At 65.3% G+C, this 22,878-nt stretch carries 20 protein-coding genes; 14 read left to right on the forward strand and 6 right to left on the reverse strand.

The window, feature by feature from the left end; genetic code table 11:
• Nucleotides 1-171: 171 nt before the first annotated feature.
• Together ABIG06_RS13280 and ABIG06_RS13285 are read left to right on the forward strand one after the other, a co-directional pair.
• Nucleotides 172-948: a DUF1223 domain-containing protein gene (locus tag ABIG06_RS13280; protein WP_124163529.1), complete on the forward strand. Its 777-nt coding sequence runs from the start codon at nt 172-174 to the stop codon at nt 946-948.
• Nucleotides 949-1,490: 542 nt separating this feature from the next.
• Entirely contained in the window at nt 1,491-1,862 is a 372-nt protein-coding gene (locus ABIG06_RS13285) for a DUF2794 domain-containing protein (protein ID WP_028177741.1), read from the forward strand.
• 9 nt (nt 1,863-1,871) lie between these two features.
• Here the strand turns inward: ABIG06_RS13285 and ABIG06_RS13290 are convergent, their stop codons facing one another.
• From ABIG06_RS13290 to ABIG06_RS13305, 4 genes are all read right to left on the reverse strand, one after another.
• Entirely contained in the window at nt 1,872-2,402 is a 531-nt protein-coding gene (locus ABIG06_RS13290; protein ID WP_370136995.1) for a GNAT family N-acetyltransferase, read from the reverse strand.
• A gap of 215 nt (nt 2,403-2,617) precedes the next feature.
• Nucleotides 2,618-3,409: a Bax inhibitor-1/YccA family protein gene (locus ABIG06_RS13295; RefSeq protein WP_199752351.1), complete on the reverse strand. Its 792-nt coding sequence runs from the start codon at nt 3,407-3,409 to the stop codon at nt 2,618-2,620.
• Between the two features lie 269 nt (nt 3,410-3,678).
• A complete protein-coding gene (locus ABIG06_RS13300; protein ID WP_370136997.1) occupies nt 3,679-6,249 on the reverse strand; it encodes an ABC transporter permease in 2,571 nt (856 codons plus the stop codon).
• Nucleotides 6,246-6,968, reverse strand: coding sequence for an ABC transporter ATP-binding protein (locus ABIG06_RS13305; protein WP_124163533.1), 723 nt, complete (start codon nt 6,966-6,968; stop codon nt 6,246-6,248). The genes ABIG06_RS13300 and ABIG06_RS13305 overlap by 4 nt, the downstream gene beginning before the upstream one ends.
• A gap of 55 nt (nt 6,969-7,023) precedes the next feature.
• On the opposite strand from ABIG06_RS13305, the gene ABIG06_RS13310 reads away from it, so the two are divergent.
• The 12 genes from ABIG06_RS13310 to ABIG06_RS13365 all read left to right on the forward strand — a co-directional run bounded on the left by ABIG06_RS13310 (nt 7,024) and on the right by ABIG06_RS13365 (nt 21,135).
• Nucleotides 7,024-7,659, forward strand: coding sequence for an arylesterase (locus tag ABIG06_RS13310; RefSeq protein WP_370136999.1), 636 nt, complete (start codon nt 7,024-7,026; stop codon nt 7,657-7,659).
• A gap of 174 nt (nt 7,660-7,833) precedes the next feature.
• A complete protein-coding gene (gene thpR, locus ABIG06_RS13315) occupies nt 7,834-8,370 on the forward strand; it encodes an RNA 2',3'-cyclic phosphodiesterase (RefSeq protein WP_370137001.1) in 537 nt (178 codons plus the stop codon).
• A 179-nt stretch (nt 8,371-8,549) separates the two neighbouring features.
• The gene (gene zapE, locus ABIG06_RS13320; RefSeq protein ID WP_370137003.1) at nt 8,550-9,737 is read left to right on the forward strand and encodes a cell division protein ZapE; all 1,188 of its coding nucleotides are present in this window, start codon (nt 8,550-8,552) and stop codon (nt 9,735-9,737) included.
• A gap of 241 nt (nt 9,738-9,978) precedes the next feature.
• Nucleotides 9,979-10,947 (forward strand): malate dehydrogenase, encoded by a 969-nt coding sequence (gene mdh, locus ABIG06_RS13325; RefSeq protein WP_028177733.1) that lies wholly within the window; start codon nt 9,979-9,981, stop codon nt 10,945-10,947.
• A 219-nt stretch (nt 10,948-11,166) separates the two neighbouring features.
• Nucleotides 11,167-12,363, forward strand: a complete 1,197-nt coding sequence (gene sucC, locus ABIG06_RS13330; protein ID WP_124163537.1) for an ADP-forming succinate--CoA ligase subunit beta — start codon at nt 11,167-11,169, stop codon at nt 12,361-12,363.
• Between the two features lie 4 nt (nt 12,364-12,367).
• Nucleotides 12,368-12,847, forward strand: a complete 480-nt coding sequence (locus ABIG06_RS13335; RefSeq protein WP_370137004.1) for a DUF1579 family protein — start codon at nt 12,368-12,370, stop codon at nt 12,845-12,847.
• 34 nt (nt 12,848-12,881) lie between these two features.
• Complete coding sequence (gene sucD, locus ABIG06_RS13340; protein WP_370137006.1) at nt 12,882-13,766, forward strand: succinate--CoA ligase subunit alpha; 885 nt, start codon at nt 12,882-12,884, stop codon at nt 13,764-13,766.
• 137 nt (nt 13,767-13,903) lie between these two features.
• Nucleotides 13,904-16,873 carry a 2-oxoglutarate dehydrogenase E1 component gene (locus ABIG06_RS13345; RefSeq protein WP_124163539.1) on the forward strand — a complete coding sequence of 990 codons (2,970 nt, stop codon included), beginning with the start codon at nt 13,904-13,906 and terminating at the stop codon, nt 16,871-16,873.
• A gap of 177 nt (nt 16,874-17,050) precedes the next feature.
• Entirely contained in the window at nt 17,051-18,295 is a 1,245-nt protein-coding gene (odhB, locus tag ABIG06_RS13350) for a 2-oxoglutarate dehydrogenase complex dihydrolipoyllysine-residue succinyltransferase (RefSeq protein WP_124163540.1), read from the forward strand.
• 54 nt (nt 18,296-18,349) lie between these two features.
• Entirely contained in the window at nt 18,350-19,111 is a 762-nt protein-coding gene (locus tag ABIG06_RS13355; protein WP_370137008.1) for an SDR family oxidoreductase, read from the forward strand.
• A 58-nt stretch (nt 19,112-19,169) separates the two neighbouring features.
• Nucleotides 19,170-20,570, forward strand: coding sequence for a dihydrolipoyl dehydrogenase (gene lpdA, locus ABIG06_RS13360; protein WP_124163542.1), 1,401 nt, complete (start codon nt 19,170-19,172; stop codon nt 20,568-20,570).
• A 34-nt stretch (nt 20,571-20,604) separates the two neighbouring features.
• A complete protein-coding gene (locus ABIG06_RS13365; RefSeq protein WP_370137010.1) occupies nt 20,605-21,135 on the forward strand; it encodes a hypothetical protein in 531 nt (176 codons plus the stop codon).
• 18 nt (nt 21,136-21,153) lie between these two features.
• Here ABIG06_RS13365 and ABIG06_RS13370 read toward each other — a convergent pair whose 3' ends face one another.
• Nucleotides 21,154-21,744, reverse strand: coding sequence for a DUF4337 domain-containing protein (locus tag ABIG06_RS13370; protein ID WP_124163544.1), 591 nt, complete (start codon nt 21,742-21,744; stop codon nt 21,154-21,156).
• Between the two features lie 85 nt (nt 21,745-21,829).
• On the reverse strand, nt 21,830-22,795 hold the full coding sequence (locus ABIG06_RS13375) for a tyrosine recombinase XerC (protein WP_370137012.1): 966 nt from the start codon (nt 22,793-22,795) through the stop codon (nt 21,830-21,832).
• Nucleotides 22,796-22,878 lie beyond the last annotated feature (83 nt).

Raw genomic sequence — 22,878 nt, forward strand, 5'->3', positions numbered from 1 at the left:
TCAAAGGCCGCCTTCGCGCGTTTGCGGTACGCTTCAGATGGGCCCGCCCGGCGGAAGACCGTCCCTTGGACGGTTGCCTGGACGGATGAACGTACCGCGCCCCGTAAGACTACGGTGACCATCCGGCGATAAGATTCCCCTTCCCACGAGCAATGGTGTGCGGCGTTCGACATGACGACAATGACGGCTTCTCATCTGATTTCGCGCTGGTCCAGTGCCCTCTGGTCGGGAGCTTTCGGCATCTGCGCGATCATCGCCGTCATGCGTCCCGCTCACGCTGATCCCCGCGCCGTTGTTGAATTGTTTACCTCGCAGGGCTGCTCGTCCTGCCCGCCCGCCGACCAGATTATCGGCGATCTCTCGAAAGACCCGTCGATCATCGCGTTGAGCATGCCGATCGATTATTGGGACTATCTCGGCTGGAAAGACACGCTGGCGGACTCGCGCTTCTCGGCACGGCAGCGTGCCTATTCGCGCATGCGCGGCGATCGCGAGGTCTACACGCCGCAGGCCGTCGTCAACGGCTCCACGCATGTCATCGGCAGCGATCGCGCCGGCATCGAGAATGCGATCGGCAAGACCGACAAGGGCAGTGGCGTGATGACCGTGCCGGTGACGATGTCTCTGTCGGGCAAGCACATCAACGTCTCGGTGGCCGCAAGCAAGGAGCCTGCGGTCTCGCACGGCGAGGTCTGGATCTGCTCGATCGCCAAGTCGGTGCCGATCGCGATCACCCGCGGCGAGAATCGCGGACAGCAGGTCACCTATCACAACGTGGTGCGCAACCTGCTCAAGGTCGGCGATTGGACCGGCCGTCCGGAAAGCTGGTCGGTGCCGATCGAGAACCTCACGCGCGATGGCGTCGACGGCGCGGTGGTCTATGTCCAGGATGGCAGCCGGGAGAAGCCCGGCCCGATGCTGGGCGCGGCTTATACGTCGCTGCATTGATTTTCTAGCGTCGCACTCTGCTGTTCCGGGGCGCGCCTGTTGGCGCGAACCCGGAATCCATTTCTCAGCTTGTGTGATGGTAGATGGGATTCTCAGGTGCGCAATTGCGGACCAAAGTTCGCGCTTCGCGTGCCCCGGAATGACAACGTGCCGGACACATCCCGACACAAACAAAAAAGGACCAACTTGCGTTGGCCCTCCTTGCCGTGCGTACAGACCCGATCCTGTTCGACCCCGGGGGGCTGGGGGCTGAGGAATCCGGAACCGAAAGGACCGGGTCAACGCACAGGATTCTTTATCGCAGTGCAGGGCGGCAGGCGGTGGGCGGAAAAGCGGCGATACTATGATTCCTGCTAACGATCCCGTGACGGTTTGCCGCGACAGAGTTCCACCCTTGCGTGTGTCCCGCCTCGCAGCCGATTCGATGGGTTGAGCCCCTTGCGGCGCGGAACGGTTGGCGCAATCATGCAATTGTCATGAGCGCGGCTCCGCGGACGGTCTTCGCCGACGCGTTCATGTCTTGCGATGAGGAGGCGCTTCCCATGAGCCTGATGTCGGAGGATGCCGATCCGAGCGAGCAGCGCGCGGCGGCGCGCCCCGCCGCTGCGAATGCGCAGCCGAACCGGGTGACGTTCAACCGGCTCGAGCTGCACCGGATCCTCAATCTCTACGGCCGCATGGTCGCCGACGGCGAGTGGCGCGACTACGCCATCGACTTCCTGAAGGACCGCGCCGTGTTCTCGGTCTATCGCCGCGCCTCGGAAGTGCCGATCTATCGCATCGAGAAGGACCCGCGGCTCGCGCGCAAGCAGGGCATGTACAGCGTGATCTCGGCGACCGGGCTGATCCTGCGCCGCGGCCACGAGCTGGAACGGGTGTTGCTGGTGATCGATCGGAAGCTGGCGGTGGTGTGACGACCTGCCCTACTTCTCCGGCACCGTGCTTGCACCCTCGCCGAGGTCGCGCTGCATCATCACCGTGTCCAGCCAGCGGCCGAATTTCAGCCCGACATTGGGATGTGTGCCGATCATCTTGAAGCCGGCCCTGGTGTGCACGCCGATCGATCCGGCATTGGCGGAGTCGCCGATCACGGCGATCATCTGGCGGAAGCCGCGCGCCTCGCATTCGGTGATCAGCCGTTCCAGCAGCTTTGAGCCGACACCGCGGCGGTGGAAGGAGGGATCGAGATAGATCGAGTTCTCCACCGTGAAGCGATAGGCCGGCCGCGGCCGGTAGGCGCCGGCATAGGCATAGCCGGCGATCCTGCCGTCGAGCATGGCGACGAGATAGGGATAGCCGCCGTCGATCAGCGTGCGGTAGCGACGCGTCATCTCGGCGAGGTCGGGCGGCTCCAGCTCGAACGTCGCCGTGCCCTCGCGGACGGCCTGCTGGTAGATGGCGGTGATGGCGGGAAGGTCGGCCTCTGTGGTGGGCCTGATTTCGGGTGCGGACATGGGGGAAGATTAAAGCCTTCCCGCGGCTGCCGGAAGGGGCTCCGCCGCCTCCACCCCCGTCATTGCGAGCGCAGCGAAGCAATCCAGAAATGCATCCGCGGAGGGACTCTGGATTGCTTCGCTGCGCTCGCAATGACGGGGAGGGGATCACGGACCCAAACAAAAACCCCGGCCTTTCGGCCGGGGTTCGTGTCCGTTCTCTCTCGTCGTTGCGCTTACTCGCGCTGGCCGAGCAGCTGCAGCAGCAGCGTGAACAGGTTGATGAAGTTCAGGTACAGCGACAGCGCGCCCGTGATGGCCGCACGCTCTGCGATGTCACCGCCGGCCGAGGCGTAGCCGTAGATGTAGTCGTTCTTCAGCCGCTGGGTGTCCCAGGCGGTGAGGCCCGAGAACACCAGCACGCCGACCACCGACACGATGAACTGCAGCATCGAGCTGGCCAGGAACAGGTTCACCAGGCTGGCGAGGACGATGCCGATCAGGCCCATGAACAGGAACGAGCCCATCCCGGTCAGGTCACGCTTGGTGGTGTAGCCGTAGAGGCTCAGCGCACCGAAGGTCGCCGCGGTGATGAAGAACACCCGCACGATCGAGGTGTGCGTGAACACCAGGAAGATCGACGACAGCGAGATGCCCATCAGCGCCGAGAACACCCAGAACAGGATCTGGGCGGTCGAGGGGGCGAGACGGTTGATGCCCGCCGAGATCACGAACACCATCGCGAGCGGCGCGAGCATGAACAGCCACTTCAGGGGGCTGACGAACATGGCGTAGCCGAACGGCGTCAGGAACAGCTTGCCGACGCGGACCGCTTCCGGGGTCGGAACGTCGGTCACGGCGGCCATGTAGACGCCGAGGGCGGCAAGGCCAGTGATGGCCAGGCCAATGGTCATGTAGTTGTAGATGCGCAGCATGTAGGCGCGCAGGCCGGCATCGACCGTCGCGGCGTCAACGCGCCCGGCGGCCCTGCCGAAAGGAGAAGCGTAGTTACGGTCTAGGTCCGACATGGTCGAAATCCCGCTGGTTGGCCGGTCCGGCATGAGGGTCGCCATGCCGCCGGTTCGTCAAATTCTATCTCGGATACCGATGCCAGCCGACTAAATTTTGGCTAACAATCGGGACTCCGAACCCATTCGATATGTGGGAAACTAACACATTCGCTGCAACCGTCCACGCGCGGCCGAATGTCGCCCTCACCCACAATCCAGACGAGCAGTCGTGGTTAATAGCAGGAATCGTGCAATTCCGCTCCCGTGCGGCGACCCGCTACATTTTGTCACAAATTCCGCAACACCGTCGCGGGCTTTTTGTTCAGCGCCAGCAGCGTGCCGGCGAGGCCGAGCCCGACCGTGACGACCAGCGCGGCCGCGACCACGCCGGCTGCGCTGCCGGCCTGCCAGACGAAGCTGAGCGTCATCAGCCGCGTCACGATCATCCAGGCCGCGATGCTGCCGGCGATCACGCCGAACACCGCGGTCGCGAGCCCGATCAGCAGGTATTCGAGGGCATAGGCGCCCAGCAGCCGCAGCCGCGTCGCGCCCAGGGTCTTCAGGATCACCGCATCATAGACCCGGTGGCGGTGGCCGGCTGCGAGCGCCCCGCCGAGCACCAGGATCGCCGAGATCAGGGTGACGGCACTGGCGCCGCGGATCGCCAGCGCCAGGTTGGTCACCACGGAGCCGACCGTCTCCATCACCTCGCGCACGCGTACGCTCGTCACCATCGGATAGGCGTCGGCCACCTGCTTGATGATCTTGCCGTCGCCCGCGGCATTGCCGCCGGCCTCGGTCAGCGTTGCGATATGGGTATGCGGGGCGCCCTTGAAGGCGTTCGGCGAGAAGACCAGGACGAAGTTGATGCCGAGCCCTTGCCAGTCGATGGTGCGCAGATTGCCGATTCTCGCCGGGATGTCGCGGCCGAGCACGTTGACCACGATCTCGTCGCCGAGCTTGAGGCCGAGCCCTTCGGCGATCTTCTTCTCCATCGAGACCAGCGGCGGTCCGGAATAATCGGGGCTCCACCATTCGCCCTCGACCACCTTGGAACCTTTCGGCAGCTCGCCGGTGTAGGTCAGGCCGCGGTCGCTCTGCAGCACCCATTCGGAATCGGTCGTCGGCTTGAGTTCCTCGGCGCGAACGCCGCGCGCGGCGACGATGCGCCCGCGCAGCATCGGCACGTCCTCGACCTTCGCGCCGGGAGCGATCTGGCGCAGATAGAGGTCGAACTGCTCGGCTTGCGCGCTCGGGATGTCGATGAAGAAAAAGGATGGCGCCTGATCGGGCAGAGCTGCGAGGAACTGCCGGCGCAAATTGCCGTCGATCTGGGTGATGGTGACGAGCACGGCCAGCCCGAGCCCCAGCGACAGCACGACCGAGGGCGTCAGCGCGCCCGGCCGGTGGATGTTGGCGATCGCCAGCCGCAGCATCGGCAGCCGCGTCCGCGGCAGCCGCCGCGCGCCTGCCATCAGCAGGGCGGCGATGCCGCGCAGCAAAACGAACACGACGACCGAGGAGGCGACGAACACCGCGGCGATGCGCTTGTCGAAGGCGAGGCCGATCACGACCGCGATGAGCAGGGCGATCACGAGCCCCATGAACAGGAGATAGCCCGCGCGCGGCCGGTGCCATTCCGAGCTGATGGTGTCGCGGAACAGCGCGGCCACCGGCACGTCGTGCACGCGGCCGAGCGGCCACAGGCCGAAAGCCAGCGCGGTCAAGAGGCCGTAGACGAAGGACAGCGCGAGCTCGTCGGCATGCACGGCCGGCACCACCGGCAGCGGGAGCAGCTTGCCGAACAGCCCAACGATCGCGAAGGGCATCGCGGCGCCGAGCACGAGGCCGATCACCGAGCCGATGCCCGCGAGCAGAATGACCTGCGCAAGATAGATGCCGAAGACGTCGCGCCCGGTCGCGCCGACGGCCTTGAGAGCCGCGATCACCTCGAGCCGGCGGTCGATATGGCTCTTCACGGCATTGGCGACGCCGACGCCGCCGACCAGCAGCGCCGCGAGGCCGACCAGGGTCAGGAACTGCGTGAAGCGGTTGATGTTGCGCTCGAGCTGCGGCGAGGCATTGGAGCGGCTGCGGATCTCCCAGCCGGCCTGCGGCGCGGCGTTGCGGGCGTCCGCGATGAAGGCTTCGGTGGCGCGCTCGTTGTTTGCGGTATCGGGCAGCTTGACCCGGTAGACCCAGCGCACCAGGCTGCCGGGCTGGATCAGGCCGGTGGCGCGCAAGGCCGTCTCGCTGATCAGGAAGCGTGGCCCGAAGCCGATGCCGCCGGCGAGCTTGTCGGGCTCGGCTTCGACCGTAGAGCGGATCTGGAAGGTCGCCGCGCCGATGGTGACGCGGTCGCCGGTCCTCAACGAGAGCCGCGCCAGCAACGTCGGATCGGCAGCGGCGCCGAACGCGCCGTCACGCTCGGCGAGCAGGTCGGACATCGGCAGGGGCGGCGCCAGCGTCAGCCGTCCCAGCATCGGATAGGTGTCGTCGACCGCCTTCATCTCGACCAGCGCCAGCTTGCCGTCAGCCGCGCGCGCCATGCCGCGCAACGTCGCCGCCGTCGACAGCGTGCCGCGCGAGCGCAGGAAGGCGACCTCTTCAGGCTTGGCCTCGCGCTGGAACAGCACGAAGGAGACGTCGCCGCCGAGCAGCGTGCGGCCCTCGCGCGCGAGCCCATCGCTCAGGCTCGCGGACACCGAGCCGACGCCGGCGATCGCCATCACGCCGAGCGCGATGCAGGCGATGAAGACATAGAAGCCGCGCAGGCCCCCGCGCAATTCGCGCAGGGCGTAGCGCAGCGACAACGCGATGCCATTGGGCTTCGCGAACGGTTCGACGGTCGCGCTCATGCCGGCGCAGACTGCGTGTCGATGCGCCCCGAGCGCAGGCGGATGACGCGATCGCAGCGATGCGCGAGCGAGGAATCGTGCGTGACCAGCACCAGGGTCATGCCGCGCTCGGCGTGCTTGCTGAACAGGAGATCGACGATCTGTTTTCCGGTTGTCTCGTCGAGATTGCCGGTCGGCTCGTCGGCGACGAGGATCGCGGGATCCGGCGCCAGCGCGCGCGCGAGCGCAACGCGCTGCTGCTCGCCGCCGGAGAGCTGCGCCGGATAGTGATGCTGGCGGTCGCCGAGCCCGACCGATTGCAGCTCCTGCGCCGCGCGCCGCGCAGCATCGGGATTGCCGGCAAGCTCGAGCGGCACGGCGACGTTCTCCAACGCCGTCATGGTCGGAATCAGATGGAAGGACTGGAAGACGATGCCGACCTGGCGGCCGCGGAAGCGGGCCAGCGCGTCCTCGTCAAGGGCATTGAAAGGCGTGCCTGAAACCACCACCTCTCCGCTATCAGGACGCTCCAGCCCCGCCATGACCATCAGCAGCGTGGATTTGCCCGAGCCTGACGGGCCGATCAGGCCGATCGTCTCGCCCGAGGCGACCCGCATGCTGATATCCTTGAGGATGTGAACGCGTGCCGCGCCCGTGCCCAATGAGAGATTGACGTTGGAAATGGCGATGGTGTCCGCGGCGGTAGCGGCGAGCGATGAGGGTTCGATGCGAGTATCCATGGTCCGGTCATATGGCAACTCCGACAGCGCGGTCGAGAGGCGTTACGGATTGTTCATGCACATAGCCGTGTTGATGCTCGCTTTGATGACGATCGCGCCCCCCGCTTGGGCACAGGCGACAAGGCCGATCAAGCTTGTCGTTCTCGGCGATTCCCTCAGCGCCGGCCTCGGCCTCCCGGCCCAGGAGGCGTTTCCCCAAAAGCTCAAAAAAGTCTTGCAAGCCAAAGGCATAGGGGTCGACATGATCAATGCGGGGGTGTCCGGCGACACCTCCTCCGGCGGCCGCGACCGGCTCGATTGGTCGGTGCCCGATGGAACTGACGGCGTCATCGTCGAGCTCGGCGCCAATGACGCGTTGCGCGGCATCGATCCCGACCTGACGCGCGCCGCGCTGACCGACATCGTCCAGCGGCTCAAGGCGCGCAACATCGCGGTGATGCTCTGCGGCATGCTGGCGCCGCCGAATTACGGCGCCGACTATGCCGCGCGCTTCAATTCGATTTATCCGGATCTGGCGAAAAAGATGAATGTGCCCCTCTACCCGTTCTTCCTCGAGGGCGTTGCGGCCGACGCCAAGCTCAATCAGGCCGACGGCATTCATCCGACTGCGGCCGGCATCGACATCGTCGTCGCCAACATCCTGCCCACAGTGGAGGCATTCCTTGGCACGATAGCTGAGCAACAGCGTTGAAATGCAGGCAGCGCTAACCCTAATTCCCAGGGTTTTCCCGGGGTGGCCCGCGCGATGCTTCGCAGAGTCACACAACTGCGATAGGAATCAGGGTACCGGTGATTCGTCACCGGCTCTAAAATTTGGATATGGTCTTTCCCAAGGATCATACCCAAGCATCGGGAGTGCGAAACGATGCCGCGTTTGTTCACGGGTCTGGAAATTCCGGCCGAGATCAGCCACTCGCTTTCCAACTTGAGGGGTGGCCTCCCCGGCGCCCGCTGGATTGATCCCGAAAATTATCACGTCACCTTGCGCTTCATCGGCGACATCGACGGCGTTTCCGCCAACGAGATCGCCTCGATGCTGTTTCGCGTCGACCGCAAGCCGTTCGAGGTCAAGGTGCAGGGGCTCACCAGCTTCGGCGGCCGCAAGCCGCGCGCGGTGGTCGCCACCATCGCGCCGAGCAAGCCGCTGATGGAGTTGCAGGCCGAGCTCGAACGGTTGATGCAGCGGATCGGTCTCGACCCGGAGGGACGCAAATTCATCCCGCACGTCACGCTGGCCCGGCTGCACGACGCCTCCGACCGCGACGTTGCCGATTATCTCTCGCTGCGTGGCTACTTCCCGAGCAAGGCATTCATGGCGGAGCGCTTCGTGCTGTTCTCGTCGCGGGCGTCGACCGGCGGCGGTCCGTATGTCGTCGAGGATGCCTACGAGCTGTGTGCGTAGCTCGCTCTCGCGCCCCGGCCGTGGAGCCGGGGCCCAGCGCTCCGAGATGAACAAAGTGGTGGGTCCCGACTCTGCGCAGCAGCGCAAGCCCGCTGCAGCGCGTCCGGGCTACGAAAGCGCATACCCCTGACCTCAATTCACGGCTTGCAATTTCCGCCGGTCTCTGGCGGTAAAGGGCCATGCTCTCGACCCCCGGTTCCCCCTTCAGCGAAGCCTACCAGGCCCAGATCGCCTCCGGCGCGATCGAGCCCGATGCCGCGCAGGCCGAGGTCGCCGAGGCCTATACGGCGCTCGACCAGCGACTCGCCACTTACAAGCCGCAGCGCAAGCAGGGCCTGCTCGCCCGCCTGTTCAGCAGCAATGACAAGGACGAGGCGCCGCGCGGGCTCTACATCCATGGCGAGGTCGGCCGCGGCAAGACCATGCTGATGGATCTGTTCTTTCAGCACTCTGCCGTCGAGCATAAGCGCCGCGCGCATTTCCACGAGTTCATGGCGGATGTGCACGAGCGCATCTACGACTATCGCCAGAGCATCGCGCGCGGCGAGATCGCGGACGGCGACGTCATCGCGCTGACCGCGAACGCGATCTTCGAGGAGAGCTGGCTGCTCTGCTTCGACGAATTCCACGTCACCGACATCGCGGACGCGATGATCCTGGGACGCCTGTTCGCCAAGCTGTTCGAGCTCGGCACCGTGGTGGTCGCGACCTCCAACGTCGCGCCCGAGGATCTCTACAAGAGTGGCCTGAATCGCTCGCTGTTCCTGCCCTTCATCAAGCAGATCACCGACCACATGGACGTCGCGCGGCTCGACGCGCGCACCGACTTCCGGCTGGAGAAACTTCAGGGCGTGCCGATGTGGCTGACGCCGGCGGATGGCGATGCGGACGCCGCGCTCGACCGCGCCTGGAAGCGGATGTCGGGCGGCGCCAAAGGCCGCTCGCGCGACATCTCGATCAAGGGACGCATCCTGCACGTGCCGTGCTCGGCCCATGGCGTGGCGCGGTTCGCGTTCGCCGACCTCTGCGAGAAGCCGCTCGGCGCATCCGACTATCTCAGGCTGGCGCACGACTATCACACCATCCTGGTCGACCATATTCCAGTGATGGACATCTCCCAGCGCAACGCCGCCAAGCGTTTCATCACGCTGATCGACGCGCTCTATGACAACGCCGTGAAGCTGATGGCCTCGGCCGACGCCAATCCGATCTCGCTCTACCTCGCTACCGAGGGCACCGAGGCCATGGAGTTCAAGCGAACCGCCTCGCGCCTGATCGAAATGGGCTCGGAAACCTATCTGGCGTTGCCTCACGGCCGCAAGGATTCCACCGCGAGCGGCTCGACCAAGGGCCTGGTGGAGACTTAAGTCCTATCCCCGCCGTCATTCCGGGGCGCGACGAAAGTCGCGAGCTACCCATCGCGCCACGAACTCTGCCGCCCGATGGATTCCGGGCCCGTGCTTCGCACGCCCCGGAATGACGGACCTGTATGGCTGCTATCGCGCCAAGCCCGACAATTGGGCATTCGGCGACTTGAACGGGGGAGGCGAAAGGGATAACCACCCGTCTCAGTTTTCCCCTCCTTACGTGTCTAAAGGACAGGTTCACATGGCGCGCGACAAGATTGCTTTGATTGGCTCCGGCCAGATCGGCGGAACGCTGGCTCATCTCATCGGCCTGAAAGAGCTGGGCGACGTGGTGATGTTCGACATCGCCGAGGGCGTGCCGCAGGGCAAGGCGCTCGACATCGCGCAGTCCTCGCCGGTCGACGGCTTCGACGCGCACTACAGCGGCGCGAACTCCTACGAGGCGCTCGACAACGCCAAGGTCTGCATCGTCACCGCCGGCGTGCCGCGCAAGCCCGGCATGAGCCGTGACGACCTCCTCTCGATCAACCTCAAGGTCATGGAGCAGGTCGGCGCCGGCATCAAGAAATACGCGCCCGACGCCTTCGTCATCTGCATCACCAACCCGCTCGACGCCATGGTCTGGGCGCTGCAGAAGGCGAGCGGCCTGCCGCACAAGAAGGTCGTCGGCATGGCCGGCGTGCTGGATTCGGCCCGCTTCCGCTACTTCCTGGCCGACGAGTTCAACGTCTCGGTCGAGGACGTCACCGCCTTCGTGCTCGGCGGCCATGGCGACACCATGGTGCCGCTGGTGAAGTACTCCACCGTCGCCGGCATCCCGCTGCCCGACCTCGTCAAGATGGGCTGGACCTCGCAGGCGCGCCTCGACGAGATCGTCGACCGTACCCGCAACGGCGGCGCCGAGATCGTCAACCTGCTCAAGACCGGCTCGGCCTTCTATGCCCCGGCCGCGTCCGCGATCGCGATGGCCGAGAGCTATTTGAAGGACAAGAAGCGCGTGCTGCCCTGCGCCGCCTATCTCAACGGCGAGTACAGCGTGAAGGACATGTATGTCGGCGTGCCCGTGGTGATCGGCTCCAAGGGTGTCGAGCGCGTGGTCGAGATCGAGCTCGCCGGCAAGGACCGTGAGGCCTTCGACAAGTCGGTCGGCGCGGTGCAGGGCCTGGTCGACGCCTGCAAGAAGATCGCACCCGATCTTCTCGGCCGCTAAGGCGCAAGCAATACCCCGCCGAAGATCGAAACCTGGTCTTCGGCGGTTTCACTTCCGGAGCCCGGCTGACTGACTTGTCTAAGGCTTGGCGGGTTCCGGCGCAGTCCAGATCTCGATGTCATAGAATCCGGGTTGCAGTTCCTGTGGTATATGGTATGCCAGCCACAAGACTGAGGTGGGCCCATGGGGTCACCGCCCGCGGGTTCAGGGAGCGACCATATGAATATCCATGAATATCAGGCCAAAGCGCTGCTGGGTGAGTTCGGCGTGCCGATCTCCAAGGGCGTCCCGGTCCTCAAGCCCGCCGACGCGGAAGCCGCCGCCAAGGCGCTCCCTGGTCCGGTCTGGGTGGTGAAGAGCCAGATCCATGCCGGCGGCCGCGGCAAGGGCAAGTTCAAGGAAGCCTCTGCCGGCGACAAGGGCGGCGTCCGCATCGCCAAGTCGGCCGCCGAAGTCGCCGAATTCGCCAAGCAGATGCTGGGTGCGACGCTGGTGACCGTGCAGACGGGCCCGGCCGGCAAGCAGGTCAACCGCCTCTACATCGAGGACGGCTCCGACATCGACAAGGAGTTCTATCTCTCGATCCTGGTCGACCGCGAGACCTCGCGCGTCTCCTTCGTCGTCTCGACCGAGGGCGGCGTCAACATCGAGGACGTCGCGCACAACACGCCCGAGAAGATCGTGACCTTCTCGGTCGATCCCGCCACCGGCGTCATGGGTCATCATGGCCGCACGGTTGCGAAGGCGCTGAACCTCTCCGGCGACCTCGCCAAGCAGGCCGAGAAACTCACTGCGCAGCTCTACGCCGCCTTCGTCGCCAAGGACATGTCGATGCTGGAGATCAACCCGCTGGTCGTGACCAAGCAGGGCCAGCTCCGCGTGCTCGACGCCAAGGTCTCGTTCGACGACAACGCGCTGTTCCGTCATCCCGAAGTGGTCGCGCTGCGCGACGAGACGGAGGAAGACGCCAAGGAGATCGAGGCGTCGAAGTACGACCTCAACTACGTCACGCTGGACGGCAATATCGGCTGCATGGTCAACGGCGCCGGCCTCGCCATGGCGACGATGGACATCATCAAGCTCTACGGCATGGCGCCGGCCAACTTCCTCGACGTCGGCGGCAGCGCCAGCAAGGAGAAGGTCGCGGCCGCCTTCAAGATCATCACCGCCGATCCCAACGTGAAGGGCATCCTGGTCAACATCTTCGGCGGCATCATGAAGTGCGACGTGATCGCCGAGGGCGTCACCGCCGCCGTTCGCGAGGTCGGTCTGAGCGTGCCGCTGGTGGTCCGCCTCGAAGGCACCAATGTCGAGCTCGGCAAGAAGATCATCCGTGAATCCGGACTGAACGTGGTGCCGGCCGACAATCTCGACGACGCCGCGCAGAAGATCGTGAAGGCCGTCAAGGGAGGCTAAGGCCATGGCCCAGGACCATCTCGCCGCATCATCCCCGCTTGCCGAGCACGCGCGTCTCGCCGCGTTCGCCGGCGAATGGAATGGCGAAGAGATGGTCTTCCCGTCGCGCTGGACTGCAGGCGGGCCGGCCACTTCGCGCGTCGTCGCGCGCATGGATCTGAACGGGTTCTACCTGATCCAGGACTCGGTTCAGATGCGCGACGGCAAGCAGGTCTTCGCCACCCACGGCGTCTTCACCTACGATCGTGACGACCGTACCTACAAATTGTTCTGGTACGATTCGCTCGGCTACACGCCGCCCTCGCCCGCTTCGGGCGGGTGGGTCGGCAAGACCCTGACGCTGGTGCGCGGCTCGCTCCGCGGCAATGCGCGCCACGTCTACGAGATCATCGACGACGATTCCTACGCGTTGAAGATCCAGTTCTCGCCGGACGCGGAGGGCTGGGCCGACGTGCTCACCGGCGTCTACCGCCGCATCCACTGACCTCTCACTCGTTAGTTTCGCGAAAGCAGACCTCATGTCCATCCTGATCGACAAGAACACCAAGGTCATCTGCCAGGGCTTCACCGGCAAGAACGGCACCTTCCATTCCGAGGCCGCGATCGCCTACGGCACCGAGATGGTCGGCGGCACTTCGCCGGGCAAAGGCGGCTCGACGCATCTGGGCCTGCCGGTGTTCGATACCGTGCGCGAGGCGCGTGAGAAGACCGGCGCGGACGCGTCGGTAATCTACGTGCCGCCGCCGGGCGCGGCCGATGCGATCTGCGAAGCCATCGATGCCGAGATCCCGCTGATCGTCTGCATCACCGAGGGCATCCCGGTGCTCGACATGGTGCGGGTGAAACGCTCGCTGATCGGCTCCAAGTCGCGCCTGATCGGGCCGAACTGCCCGGGCGTCATGACTGCAGGCGAGTGCAAGATCGGCATCATGCCGGCCAACATCTTCAAGACCGGCTCGGTCGGCATCGTCTCCCGCTCCGGCACGCTGACCTATGAGGCCGTGTTCCAGACCTCCCAGGAAGGCCTCGGCCAGACCACCGCGGTCGGCATCGGCGGCGACCCGGTCAAGGGCACCGAGTTCATCGACGTGCTGGAAATGCTGCTCGCCGACCCCAAGACCGAATCCATCATCATGATCGGCGAGATCGGCGGTTCCGCCGAGGAGGACGCCGCCCAGTTCCTCAAGGACGAGGCCAAGCGCGGCCGCAAGAAGCCGATGGTCGGCTTCATCGCCGGTGTCACCGCCCCTCCCGGCCGCCGCATGGGCCATGCCGGCGCGATCATATCGGGCGGCAAGGGCGACGCCGGTTCCAAGACCGAAGCGATGAAATCGGCAGGGATTACAGTGTCCCCGTCGCCTGCACGCCTCGGTCATACGCTTGCCGAAAAGTTGAAGGGCTAGTTCACTTCTTCGTGCTTTTCCGGGCGAAGTTTCGCAGCAAATAGGGTAAAGGGTGCCTGTCGCGCCGAGCCTCTGCCGGGGAGCTCGGCGCCAGCGCCGTTTGTTATGCGCGAACCGAAATCGCCAGGAACTCCAGTATGTCTCGCCAGGACGCGAACGCAGCCTTTGCCTTGTCTTCCTTTTTGCAGGGCACCAACGCCACCTACATCGACGAAATCTACGCCCGCTATGAAAAGGACCCGTCCTCGGTCGACGCCGAGTGGCAGGAGTTCTTCAAGAGCCTGAAGGACCAGCCGGACGACGTCCGCAAGAATGCTCAAGGCCCGTCCTGGGAGCGCGCCAATTGGCCGCTGACGCCGCAAGACGATCTGACCTCGGCGCTCGACGGTAACTGGGCCGAAGTCGAGAAGACGGTCGGTGCCAAGATCGCTGCCAGGGCGCAGGCCAAGGGAGGCGACAAGGGCGCCGATATCTCCTCCGCCGATCTGCTCCAGGCCACGCGCGACTCCGTCCGCGCCCTGATGCTGATCCGCTCCTACCGCATGCGCGGCCATTTCCACGCCAAGCTCGACCCGCTCGGCATCGAAGCCCCGCGCAACCGCGAGGAACTCGACCCGCGCACCTACGGCTTCAGCGAAGCCGATTTCGACCGCAAGATATTCCTCGATCACGTGCTCGGTCTCGAATACGGCACGCTCCGTGAGATCACCGCGATCTGCGAGCGCACCTACTGCCAGACGCTCGGCGTCGAGTTCATGCATATCAGCAATGCCGCGCAGAAGGCCTGGATCCAGGAGCGCATCGAGGGACCCGACAAGGAGATCTCGTTCACCCGCGAGGGCCGCCGCGCCATCCTGATGAAGCTGGTCGAAGCCGAGGGCTTCGAGAAGTTCTGCGACACCAAGTTCACCGGTACCAAGCGCTTCGGCCTCGACGGCGGCGAGTCCCTGATTCCCGCGCTCGAGCAGATCATCAAGCGCGGCGGCAATCTCGGCGTGAAGGAGATCGTGCTCGGCATGCCGCATCGCGGCCGCCTCAACGTGCTGACCCAGGTGATGGGCAAGGCGCATCGCGCGCTGTTCCACGAGTTCAAGGGCGGCTCGGCCAACCCCGACGCGGTCGAAGGCTCCGGCGACGTCAAATATCACCTCGGCGCCTCCTCGGACCGCGAGTTCGACGGCAACCGGATCCATCTGTCGCTGACCGCAAACCCCTCGCATCTCGAGATCGTCGATCCCGTCGTGCTCGGCAAGGTGCGTGCGAAGCAGGACCAGCACGGCGATCCGCCGGATATGCGCATCTCCGTCATGCCGCTCCTGATGCATGGCGACGCCGCGTTCGCCGGCCAGGGCGTGGTCGCGGAATGCTTCGGCCTGTCGGACCTGAAGGGCTACCGCACCGGCGGCTCCGTGCACTTCATCGTCAACAACCAGATCGGCTTCACGACGTATCCGCGCTACTCGCGTTCCTCGCCCTATCCGTCCGATGTGGCGAAGATGATCGACGCGCCGATCTTCCACGTCAACGGCGACGACCCGGAAGCCGTGGTGTTCGCGGCCAAGGTCGCGACCGAGTTCCGGCAGAAATTCCACAAGCCCGTCGTCATCGACATGTTCTGCTACCGCAGGCATGGCCATAACGAGGGCGACGAGCCGGCTTTCACCCAGCCGGTGATGTACAAGCGGATCGCGGCGCATCCCTCCACGCTGGAGCTCTACTCGCGGCGCCTGATCAGCGAGGGCGTGATCACCGAGGGCGAGGTGGAGAAGGCCAAGGCCGACTGGCGCGCCCGGCTCGATGCCGAGTTCGAGGCCGGCACCTCCTACAAGCCGAACAAGGCCGACTGGCTCGACGGCAAATGGGCGGGCTTCAAGATCGCCGACCAGGAAGAGGACGCCCGCCGCGGCGTCACCGGCGTCGATTTGCCTGTTTTGAAGGACATCGGCCGCAAGATCACCAAGGTGCCGGACGGCTTCCGCGTCCACCGCACCATCCAGCGCTTCTTGGAAAACCGCGCCAAGGCGATCGAGAACGGCGTCGGCATCGACTGGGCGACCGGCGAGGCGCTGGCGTTCTGCACGTTGCTGCACGAGAATCATCATGTGCGGCTGTCCGGACAGGATTCGGAGCGCGGCACCTTCTCGCAACGCCACTCGGTCCTGATCGACCAGGAGGACGAGAGCCGCTACACGCCGTTCAACCATCTCGGCAGCGAGCAGGGCCATTACGAGGTCATCAATTCGCTGCTGTCGGAAGAAGCCGTGCTCGGCTTCGAATACGGCTATTCGCTCGCCGAGCCGAACACGCTGACGCTGTGGGAAGCCCAGTTCGGCGACTTCGCCAACGGCGCGCAGGTCGTGTTCGACCAGTTCATCTCCTCGGGCGAGCGCAAATGGCTGCGCATGTCCGGTCTCGTCTGCCTGCTGCCGCACGGCTATGAGGGCCAGGGGCCGGAGCACTCCTCGGCGCGCCTCGAGCGTTTCCTGCAGATGTGCGCGGAAGACAACATGCAGGTGGTCTATCCGACCACGCCGGCGAACTACTTCCACGTGCTGCGCCGCCAGCTGCATCGCGAGATCCGCAAGCCACTGATCATGATGACGCCGAAGTCGCTGCTGCGCCACAAGCGGGCCGTGTCGCGTCTGGAAGAGCTCGCGAAAGGCACGACCTTCCACCGCATCCTGTACGATGACGCCCAGATGCTGCCGAACGAGGCGATCAAGCTCGTTCCGGACGAGAAGATCCGCCGCATCGTGCTCTGCTCCGGCAAGGTCTACTACGACCTCTACGAGGAGCGCGAGAAGCGCGGCATTGACGACATCTATCTGATGCGCGTCGAGCAGCTCTATCCCGTGCCGCTCAAGGCGCTGGTGGCCGAGCTGTCGCGCTTCAAGAAGGCCGAAGTGGTGTGGTGCCAGGAAGAGCCCCGCAACATGGGTGCCTGGCACTTCATCGAGCCGTATCTGGAATGGGTGCTGAACCAGGTGAACGGTGCGAGCCGGCGTCCGCGTTATGTCGGTCGCGCCGCTTCCGCCGCGACAGCGACCGGTCTGATGTCGAAGCATCAGGCGCAGTTGAAGGCGTTCCTGGACGAAGCACTGAGCTGAATTTTCTGAACTGCGTCATGCCCCGCCTCGTGCGCAATCGCGCTCTGGAGCGGGGCATCCAGTACGCTGTGGCGTCCGTGCAGAGTACGAACGTCCGGTTTGCTGGATGGCTTGCTTTTCGCAGGCGATGACACCCGCACTTATGACCGCATTGGCGATCTCCTTAAGGAAAAGACCATGACTGAAATTCGTGTGCCGACGCTCGGCGAATCCGTCACCGAGGCCACCATCGGCCGCTGGTTCAAGAAGGCCGGCGACCCGGTCGCCGTCGACGAGCCCTTGGTGGAGCTCGAGACCGACAAGGTCACCATCGAAGTCCCGGCGCCCTCCGCGGGCACGCTGAGCGAGATCATCGCCGCCGATGGTACGACCGTCGCCGTCGGTGCGCTGCTCGGCCAGATCACCGACGGTGCCGGTGCTGCCAAGCCCGCCGCCGCGCCCGCCAAGCCTGCCGCTGCTCCGGCTGCGGCCGCTGCGGCTCCGGCTGCTGCCGCCGCTTCGTCCAAGGCGCCGCCCGCCGATGCGCCGCTCGCCCCGTCCGTGCGCAAGCTGTCGGCCGAGACCGGCATCGACGCCTCGACCGTTCCCGGCTCCGGCAAGGACGGCCGCGTCACCAAGGGCGACATGTTAGCCGCGATCGAGCGCGCGGCCTCCGCGCCCACGCCGGTCAACCAGCCCGCCGCCGCCGTTCAGGTCCGCGCGCCGTCGCCGGCCGATGACGCCGCCCGCGAGGAGCGCGTCAAGATGACCCGCCTGCGCCAGACCATCGCGCGCCGCCTCAAGGACGTGCAGAACACCGCGGCCATGCTCACGACCTTCAACGAGGTCGACATGACCAACGTCATGGCGCTGCGCGCGCACTACAAGGACGCGTTCGAGAAGAAGCACGGCGCCAAGCTCGGCTTCATGGGCTTCTTCACCAAGGCGGTCGTGCAGGCCCTCAAGGACATTCCGGCCGTCAACGCCGAGATCGACGGCAGCGATCTGATCTACAAGAACTACTATCACATCGGCGTCGCCGTCGGCACCGACAAGGGCCTCGTCGTGCCCGTGGTGCGCGACTGCGACCACAAGTCGATCTCCGACATCGAGAAGAGCATCGCCGATTTCGGCCGCCGCGCCCGTGACGGCCAGCTCAAGATCGACGAGATGCAGGGCGGCACCTTCACCATCACCAACGGCGGCATCTACGGCTCGCTGATGTCGACCCCGATCCTGAACGCGCCGCAGTCCGGCATTCTCGGCATGCACAAGATCCAGGAGCGGCCGATGGTCGTCGGCGGCAAGATCGAGGTCCGCCCGATGATGTACCTGGCCCTGTCCTACGATCACCGTGTGATCGACGGCAAGGAAGCCGTCACCTTCCTGGTCCGCGTCAAGGAGAGCCTGGAAGATCCGGCGCGCCTGGTGCTCGATCTCTGATCCCTGTCGCTTTGCGAGCGCCGTCGCGATCAACGCGGCGGCGCGTGTCGAACCATGGAGGTGCGCGTGACCGATAAAGTCGTTGTCATCACCGGCGGCAGCCGCGGCATTGGGCGGGCAACCGCGATCGCGGCGGCTGCCCGCGGCTTTCGCGTCGTGGTCGGCTATGCCAGCAACAAGACCGCCGCTGACGAGGTGGTCGCGCAGATCGAGGCCGCCAACGGCAAGGCCATCGCGGTGAAATGCGATGTCGCCGAGGAAAGCGACATCCTCAATTTGTTCAAGGAAGCCGACGAGTTCGGCACGCTCGGGGCGCTCGTCAACAACGGCGGCATCGTCGGCAAGAGCGGCGTGCGCGTCGACGAGATGTCGGCCGAGCGCATCCAGCGCGTGATGGCGGTCAACGTCACCGGCTCCATCCTCTGCGCGCGCGAAGCCATCAAGCGAATGTCGACCAGGCATGGCGGCAAGGGCGGTGTCATCGTCAACCTCTCGTCCGTTGCTGCCAGGCTCGGCGCCCCCAACACCTATGTCGATTACGCCGCGTCCAAGGGCGCGGTGGATTCCTTCACCGTCGGCCTCGGCTACGAGGTTGCGGGCGAAGGCATCCGCGTTGCCGCAATCCGTCCCGGCCTGATCGACACCGAAATCCACGCCGCCGGCGGCGAGCCCGACCGCGCCCACCGTCTGGCGCATCTGGTGCCGATGAAGCGCGTCGGCACCGCCGAGGAAATCGCCAATGCCATCGTCTGGCTGATGTCCGACGAGGCCTCCTACGTCACCTCAGCCATTCTCGATGTGACCGGCGGACGCTGACGCGCTGCGCGGACGCTGACACATCTTCATCACGCCTAACCTTACGGGACTTTCTCTCATGGCTACCTACGATCTCGTCGTCATCGGCACCGGACCGGGCGGTTACGTCTGCGCGGTGCGCGCAGCCCAGCTCGGCATGAAAGTCGCCGTGGTCGAAAAGAACGCCACCCTCGGCGGCACCTGCCTCAATGTCGGCTGCATGCCCTCGAAGGCGCTGCTGCACGCCTCCGAGATGTTCGAGGAAGCCGGTCATTCCTTCGCCAAGATGGGTGTGAGCGTTTCCGCGCCGAAGCTCGATCTGCCCGCGATGATGAACTTCAAGCAGCAGGGCATCGACGGCAACGTCAAGGGCGTCGAGTTCCTGATGAAGAAGAACAAGATCGACGTGCTCAAGGGCACCGGCAAGATCTTGGGGACGGGCAAGGTCGAGATCTCCGCCGACGGCAAGTCGCAGGTGGTCGAGACCAGGAACATCGTGATCGCCACCGGCTCGGACATCGCGCGGCTCAAGGGCATCGACATCGACGAGAAGCGCATCGTGTCCTCGACCGGCGCGCTGTCGCTGGAGAAGGTGCCAGGCAGATTGCTGGTCATTGGCGCCGGCGTGATCGGGCTCGAACTCGGCTCTGTGTGGCGCCGGCTCGGATCCGAAGTCATGGTGGTTGAATTCCTCGATCGCATTCTGCCCGGCATGGACGGCGAGATCGCCAAGCAATTCCAGCGCATCCTCGAGAAGCAGGGATTTGCATTCAAGCTGGGCTCGAAGGTCACCGGCGTCGAAGCGAACAGCAAGGCATTGCTCGCGAAAATCGAACCGGCTGCCGGCGGTGCCGCCGAGACCATCGAGGCCGACGTCGTGCTCGTCTGCATCGGCCGCGTGCCCTACACCGACGGTCTCGGCCTGAAGGAAGCCGGCGTCGCGCTCGATTCGCGCGGCCGCGTGCAGATCGATCCGCATTTCGCCACCAGCCTGAAGGGCGTCTATGCCATCGGCGACGTCGTCGCCGGCCCGATGCTCGCGCACAAGGCCGAGGACGAAGGCGTTGCAGTCGCGGAGATCATCGCCGGACAAGCCGGCCACGTGAACTACGACGTCATCCCCGGCGTCGTGTATACCACTCCGGAAGTGTCCTCCGTCGGCAAGACCGAGGAGGAACTGAAGCAGGCGGGCGTCGGTTACACCGTCGGAAAGTTTCCGTTTACCGCCAACGGCCGCTCCAAGGTCAACCAGACCACTGACGGCTTTGTGAAGATTCTCGCAGATGCGAAGACCGATCGCGTGCTCGGCGTGCACATTATCGGCCGCGAAGCCGGCGAAATGATCCATGAAGCGTGTGTTCTCATGGAATTTGGCGGCAGTGCGGAGGATCTCGCGCGCACCTGCCACGCCCATCCGACCCGCTCGGAGGCCGTCAAGGAAGCCGCGCTTGCAGTCGGCAAGCGAGCCATCCATATGTAATCACGCGCCCAGCACCGAATCGGGCGGGAAACAAATGCTGCGCCGCCTCCTTCAACCGGTCTGGGTCCTGCTTGCGATCGTCTTCCTGATCGAAGCCTGGCTGTGGGATCATCTCGAGCCGATCGTTGCCAAGGTCGTCGCGGCCATCCCGCTGGCGCGCTTCAAGCATTGGCTGACGGAGCGTGTCGATGCGCTCTCGCCGGCCATGACGCTGCTCGTGTTCGCGATCCCCGTCGTCCCGCTGTTTCCGCTCAAGCTGGTCGGCCTGTGGCTGCTCGCGCATGAATACTGGACCGGCGCGTTGTTCACGATCGTGTTCGGAAAGCTGGTCGGCGTCGGCGTCACCGCCTTCGTGTTCGACGTGACGCGCGCCAAGCTTCTGGAGATGCGCTGGTTCGAGCGGATCTACGAGCTCGTGCTGAGGCTGCGCGCCAAGGCCGCCGAGCTGGTCGACCCGATCAAGCGACGCATCCGCGAGCTGATCGCCGGCGACGGCGAGGGGTGGTCCAACCGCACGCTGCGCATGATCCAGCGTTTCCGCAGGAGCGTGCACCAGGCGCGGTGAGCTTCCGGGCTCAGGCCCTCAATGCAAATGCAACAGATGCGGCCACCATAGGCCGAGCGCGGTCATGAACAGGCCGGCGACCGTCAGCGCGCCGCTGACATAGGCCAGCGCGAGCATGCCGGTGATGATGGTGGCCGACGCCAGCACGATGCCGATCTGGAACGCGGCCGAGGCCAGCTCGAAATGGTGGTATTTCGCGGTCGCCTCGTCGCGCGCGTGCTCGGCGTGCTTGGCCTTCTCGGCGAGCTGCTCGGTGCCTTCGCCGGTCTCGGGCTCGGAGCGGTAGCGCTGCGCAGTCTTGGTCCAGTCGTCGACCTGCTTCTGCACCGCCGCCTTCATGGCATCGTCGGTCGTGCCGCCCAGCGTCAGCTTGCCCTGTTCTGCGGCAGTCAGCACCACGGTGCGGCGGATGCTCTTGGCCTGGAAGAATGCCCAGAGATTGGCGGCCTCGACGTTCTTGCTGATCGATTCCGTCTGCGCACCCTTGCCGAGCGTCTCGGAGATCGCCAGGAACAGCGCCAGCACGGCGATCAGGAGCGCGATCTTCTTGTTCGAGCCGGACGCGTGTTCGGCGTGCTCGGCGTGCTCCATGCTTTCATGTGCGCCCATCATGTCTCTCCCTGTCTCGGTTCCCCACGATTTGACCGAACCGTGGACGCCGCGCAAGAGGCACGCGAGCTATGACGAGAGTGTGTCAGCGTCGCGGATGCGCGCTGGCATACACTTCGAGCAACCGCTCGGAATCGATGCCGGTATAGACCTGCGTCGTCGACAGCGAGGAATGGCCGAGCAATTCCTGGATCGCGCGCAAGTCGCCGCCGCGCGAGAGCAGGTGCGTGGCGAAGGAATGCCGGAGCGCGTGCGGCGTGGCGCTGTCGGGGAGTCCCAGCGCGCCGCGCAGCCGCTCCATCGCGAGCTGGATGATGCGCGGGCTCAAGGGCCCGCCGCGCGCGCCGACGAAGATCGGCCCCTCCGCGGGCAGCGGATAGGGGCACATCGCAACGTACTCTTGAATCAGCGCGAGCACGTTCTGCAGCACCGGCACCATGCGGGTCTTGTTGCCTTTGCCTGTCACAACCAGCACGTCGCCTTCGCCGGGACGCGGCACCTCGCGGCGTTTCAGGCCGAGCGCTTCGGAGATGCGCAGGCCCGAGCCGTACAGCAGCGCCATCACCGCGGCGTCGCGTGCAAGGATCCACGTCTCGCGCTCCTCGCCGGCGCGCTCGTCGGCATCGGCGAGACGCTTTGCGGATGCCATCGGCAGCGGCTTCGGCAGGCTCTTTGCAACTTTGGGCGCACGGATCGCTGAGAGCGCGCCGACCTTGCCCTTGCCTTCGCGTTCGAGGAAGCGCCCGAACGAGCGCAGCCCCGCCAGCGCGCGCATCAGGGAGCGGCCGGCAATGTCGTCGGCCCTGCGCATCGCCATGAACGCGCGGACGTCGGTGGCCTCCAGCGCCGCGAAGCGCGCCAGCGTGACGCGCTCGCCCCAATGATTGCTGAGGAAATCCAGGCACTGCCGCAAGTCGCGGCCATAGGCCTCCAGCGTCTTCGGCGACAGCCGCCGTTCGGCGCCGAGATGCGACAGCCAGCGTGCCATCTCCTGCGCGATCGAGGGATCGGCGCTGGCGAGCTCGATTCTTGGGGCGGCCGCTTTGCTCATGCGCTCTGGACGTGGTGATTCCACTCAGTATATCGCATCACACTCGTTTATCGTTCGCTAAGGCCGCCCCGTGGCGCTAGCCT

Source organism: Bradyrhizobium sp. USDA 326, assembly GCF_049739485.1.
Lineage (GTDB): Bacteria > Pseudomonadota > Alphaproteobacteria > Rhizobiales > Xanthobacteraceae > Bradyrhizobium.

Bases quoted from the DNA above. Each gene is read 5' to 3' on its own strand.
- ABIG06_RS13370 (WP_124163544.1), bottom strand. From the start codon at position 21,744: ATGGGCGCACATGAAAGCATGGAGCACGCCGAGCACGCCGAACACGCG.
- ABIG06_RS13335 (WP_370137004.1), top strand. From the start codon at position 12,368: ATGGCCCAGGACCATCTCGCCGCATCATCCCCGCTTGCCGAGCACGCG.
- ABIG06_RS13300 (WP_370136997.1), bottom strand. From the start codon at position 6,249: ATGAGCGCGACCGTCGAACCGTTCGCGAAGCCCAATGGCATCGCGTTG.
- sucD (WP_370137006.1), top strand. From the start codon at position 12,882: ATGTCCATCCTGATCGACAAGAACACCAAGGTCATCTGCCAGGGCTTC.
- mdh (WP_028177733.1), top strand. From the start codon at position 9,979: ATGGCGCGCGACAAGATTGCTTTGATTGGCTCCGGCCAGATCGGCGGA.
- ABIG06_RS13310 (WP_370136999.1), top strand. From the start codon at position 7,024: ATGCACATAGCCGTGTTGATGCTCGCTTTGATGACGATCGCGCCCCCC.
- thpR (WP_370137001.1), top strand. From the start codon at position 7,834: ATGCCGCGTTTGTTCACGGGTCTGGAAATTCCGGCCGAGATCAGCCAC.
- ABIG06_RS13355 (WP_370137008.1), top strand. From the start codon at position 18,350: ATGGAGGTGCGCGTGACCGATAAAGTCGTTGTCATCACCGGCGGCAGC.
- ABIG06_RS13365 (WP_370137010.1), top strand. From the start codon at position 20,605: ATGCTGCGCCGCCTCCTTCAACCGGTCTGGGTCCTGCTTGCGATCGTC.
- ABIG06_RS13285 (WP_028177741.1), top strand. From the start codon at position 1,491: ATGAGCCTGATGTCGGAGGATGCCGATCCGAGCGAGCAGCGCGCGGCG.
- ABIG06_RS13375 (WP_370137012.1), bottom strand. From the start codon at position 22,795: ATGAGCAAAGCGGCCGCCCCAAGAATCGAGCTCGCCAGCGCCGATCCC.
- ABIG06_RS13280 (WP_124163529.1), top strand. From the start codon at position 172: ATGACGACAATGACGGCTTCTCATCTGATTTCGCGCTGGTCCAGTGCC.
- ABIG06_RS13295 (WP_199752351.1), bottom strand. From the start codon at position 3,409: ATGTCGGACCTAGACCGTAACTACGCTTCTCCTTTCGGCAGGGCCGCC.
- ABIG06_RS13305 (WP_124163533.1), bottom strand. From the start codon at position 6,968: ATGGATACTCGCATCGAACCCTCATCGCTCGCCGCTACCGCCGCGGAC.
- ABIG06_RS13290 (WP_370136995.1), bottom strand. From the start codon at position 2,402: ATGTCCGCACCCGAAATCAGGCCCACCACAGAGGCCGACCTTCCCGCC.
- zapE (WP_370137003.1), top strand. From the start codon at position 8,550: ATGCTCTCGACCCCCGGTTCCCCCTTCAGCGAAGCCTACCAGGCCCAG.
- ABIG06_RS13345 (WP_124163539.1), top strand. From the start codon at position 13,904: ATGTCTCGCCAGGACGCGAACGCAGCCTTTGCCTTGTCTTCCTTTTTG.
- lpdA (WP_124163542.1), top strand. From the start codon at position 19,170: ATGGCTACCTACGATCTCGTCGTCATCGGCACCGGACCGGGCGGTTAC.
- sucC (WP_124163537.1), top strand. From the start codon at position 11,167: ATGAATATCCATGAATATCAGGCCAAAGCGCTGCTGGGTGAGTTCGGC.
- odhB (WP_124163540.1), top strand. From the start codon at position 17,051: ATGACTGAAATTCGTGTGCCGACGCTCGGCGAATCCGTCACCGAGGCC.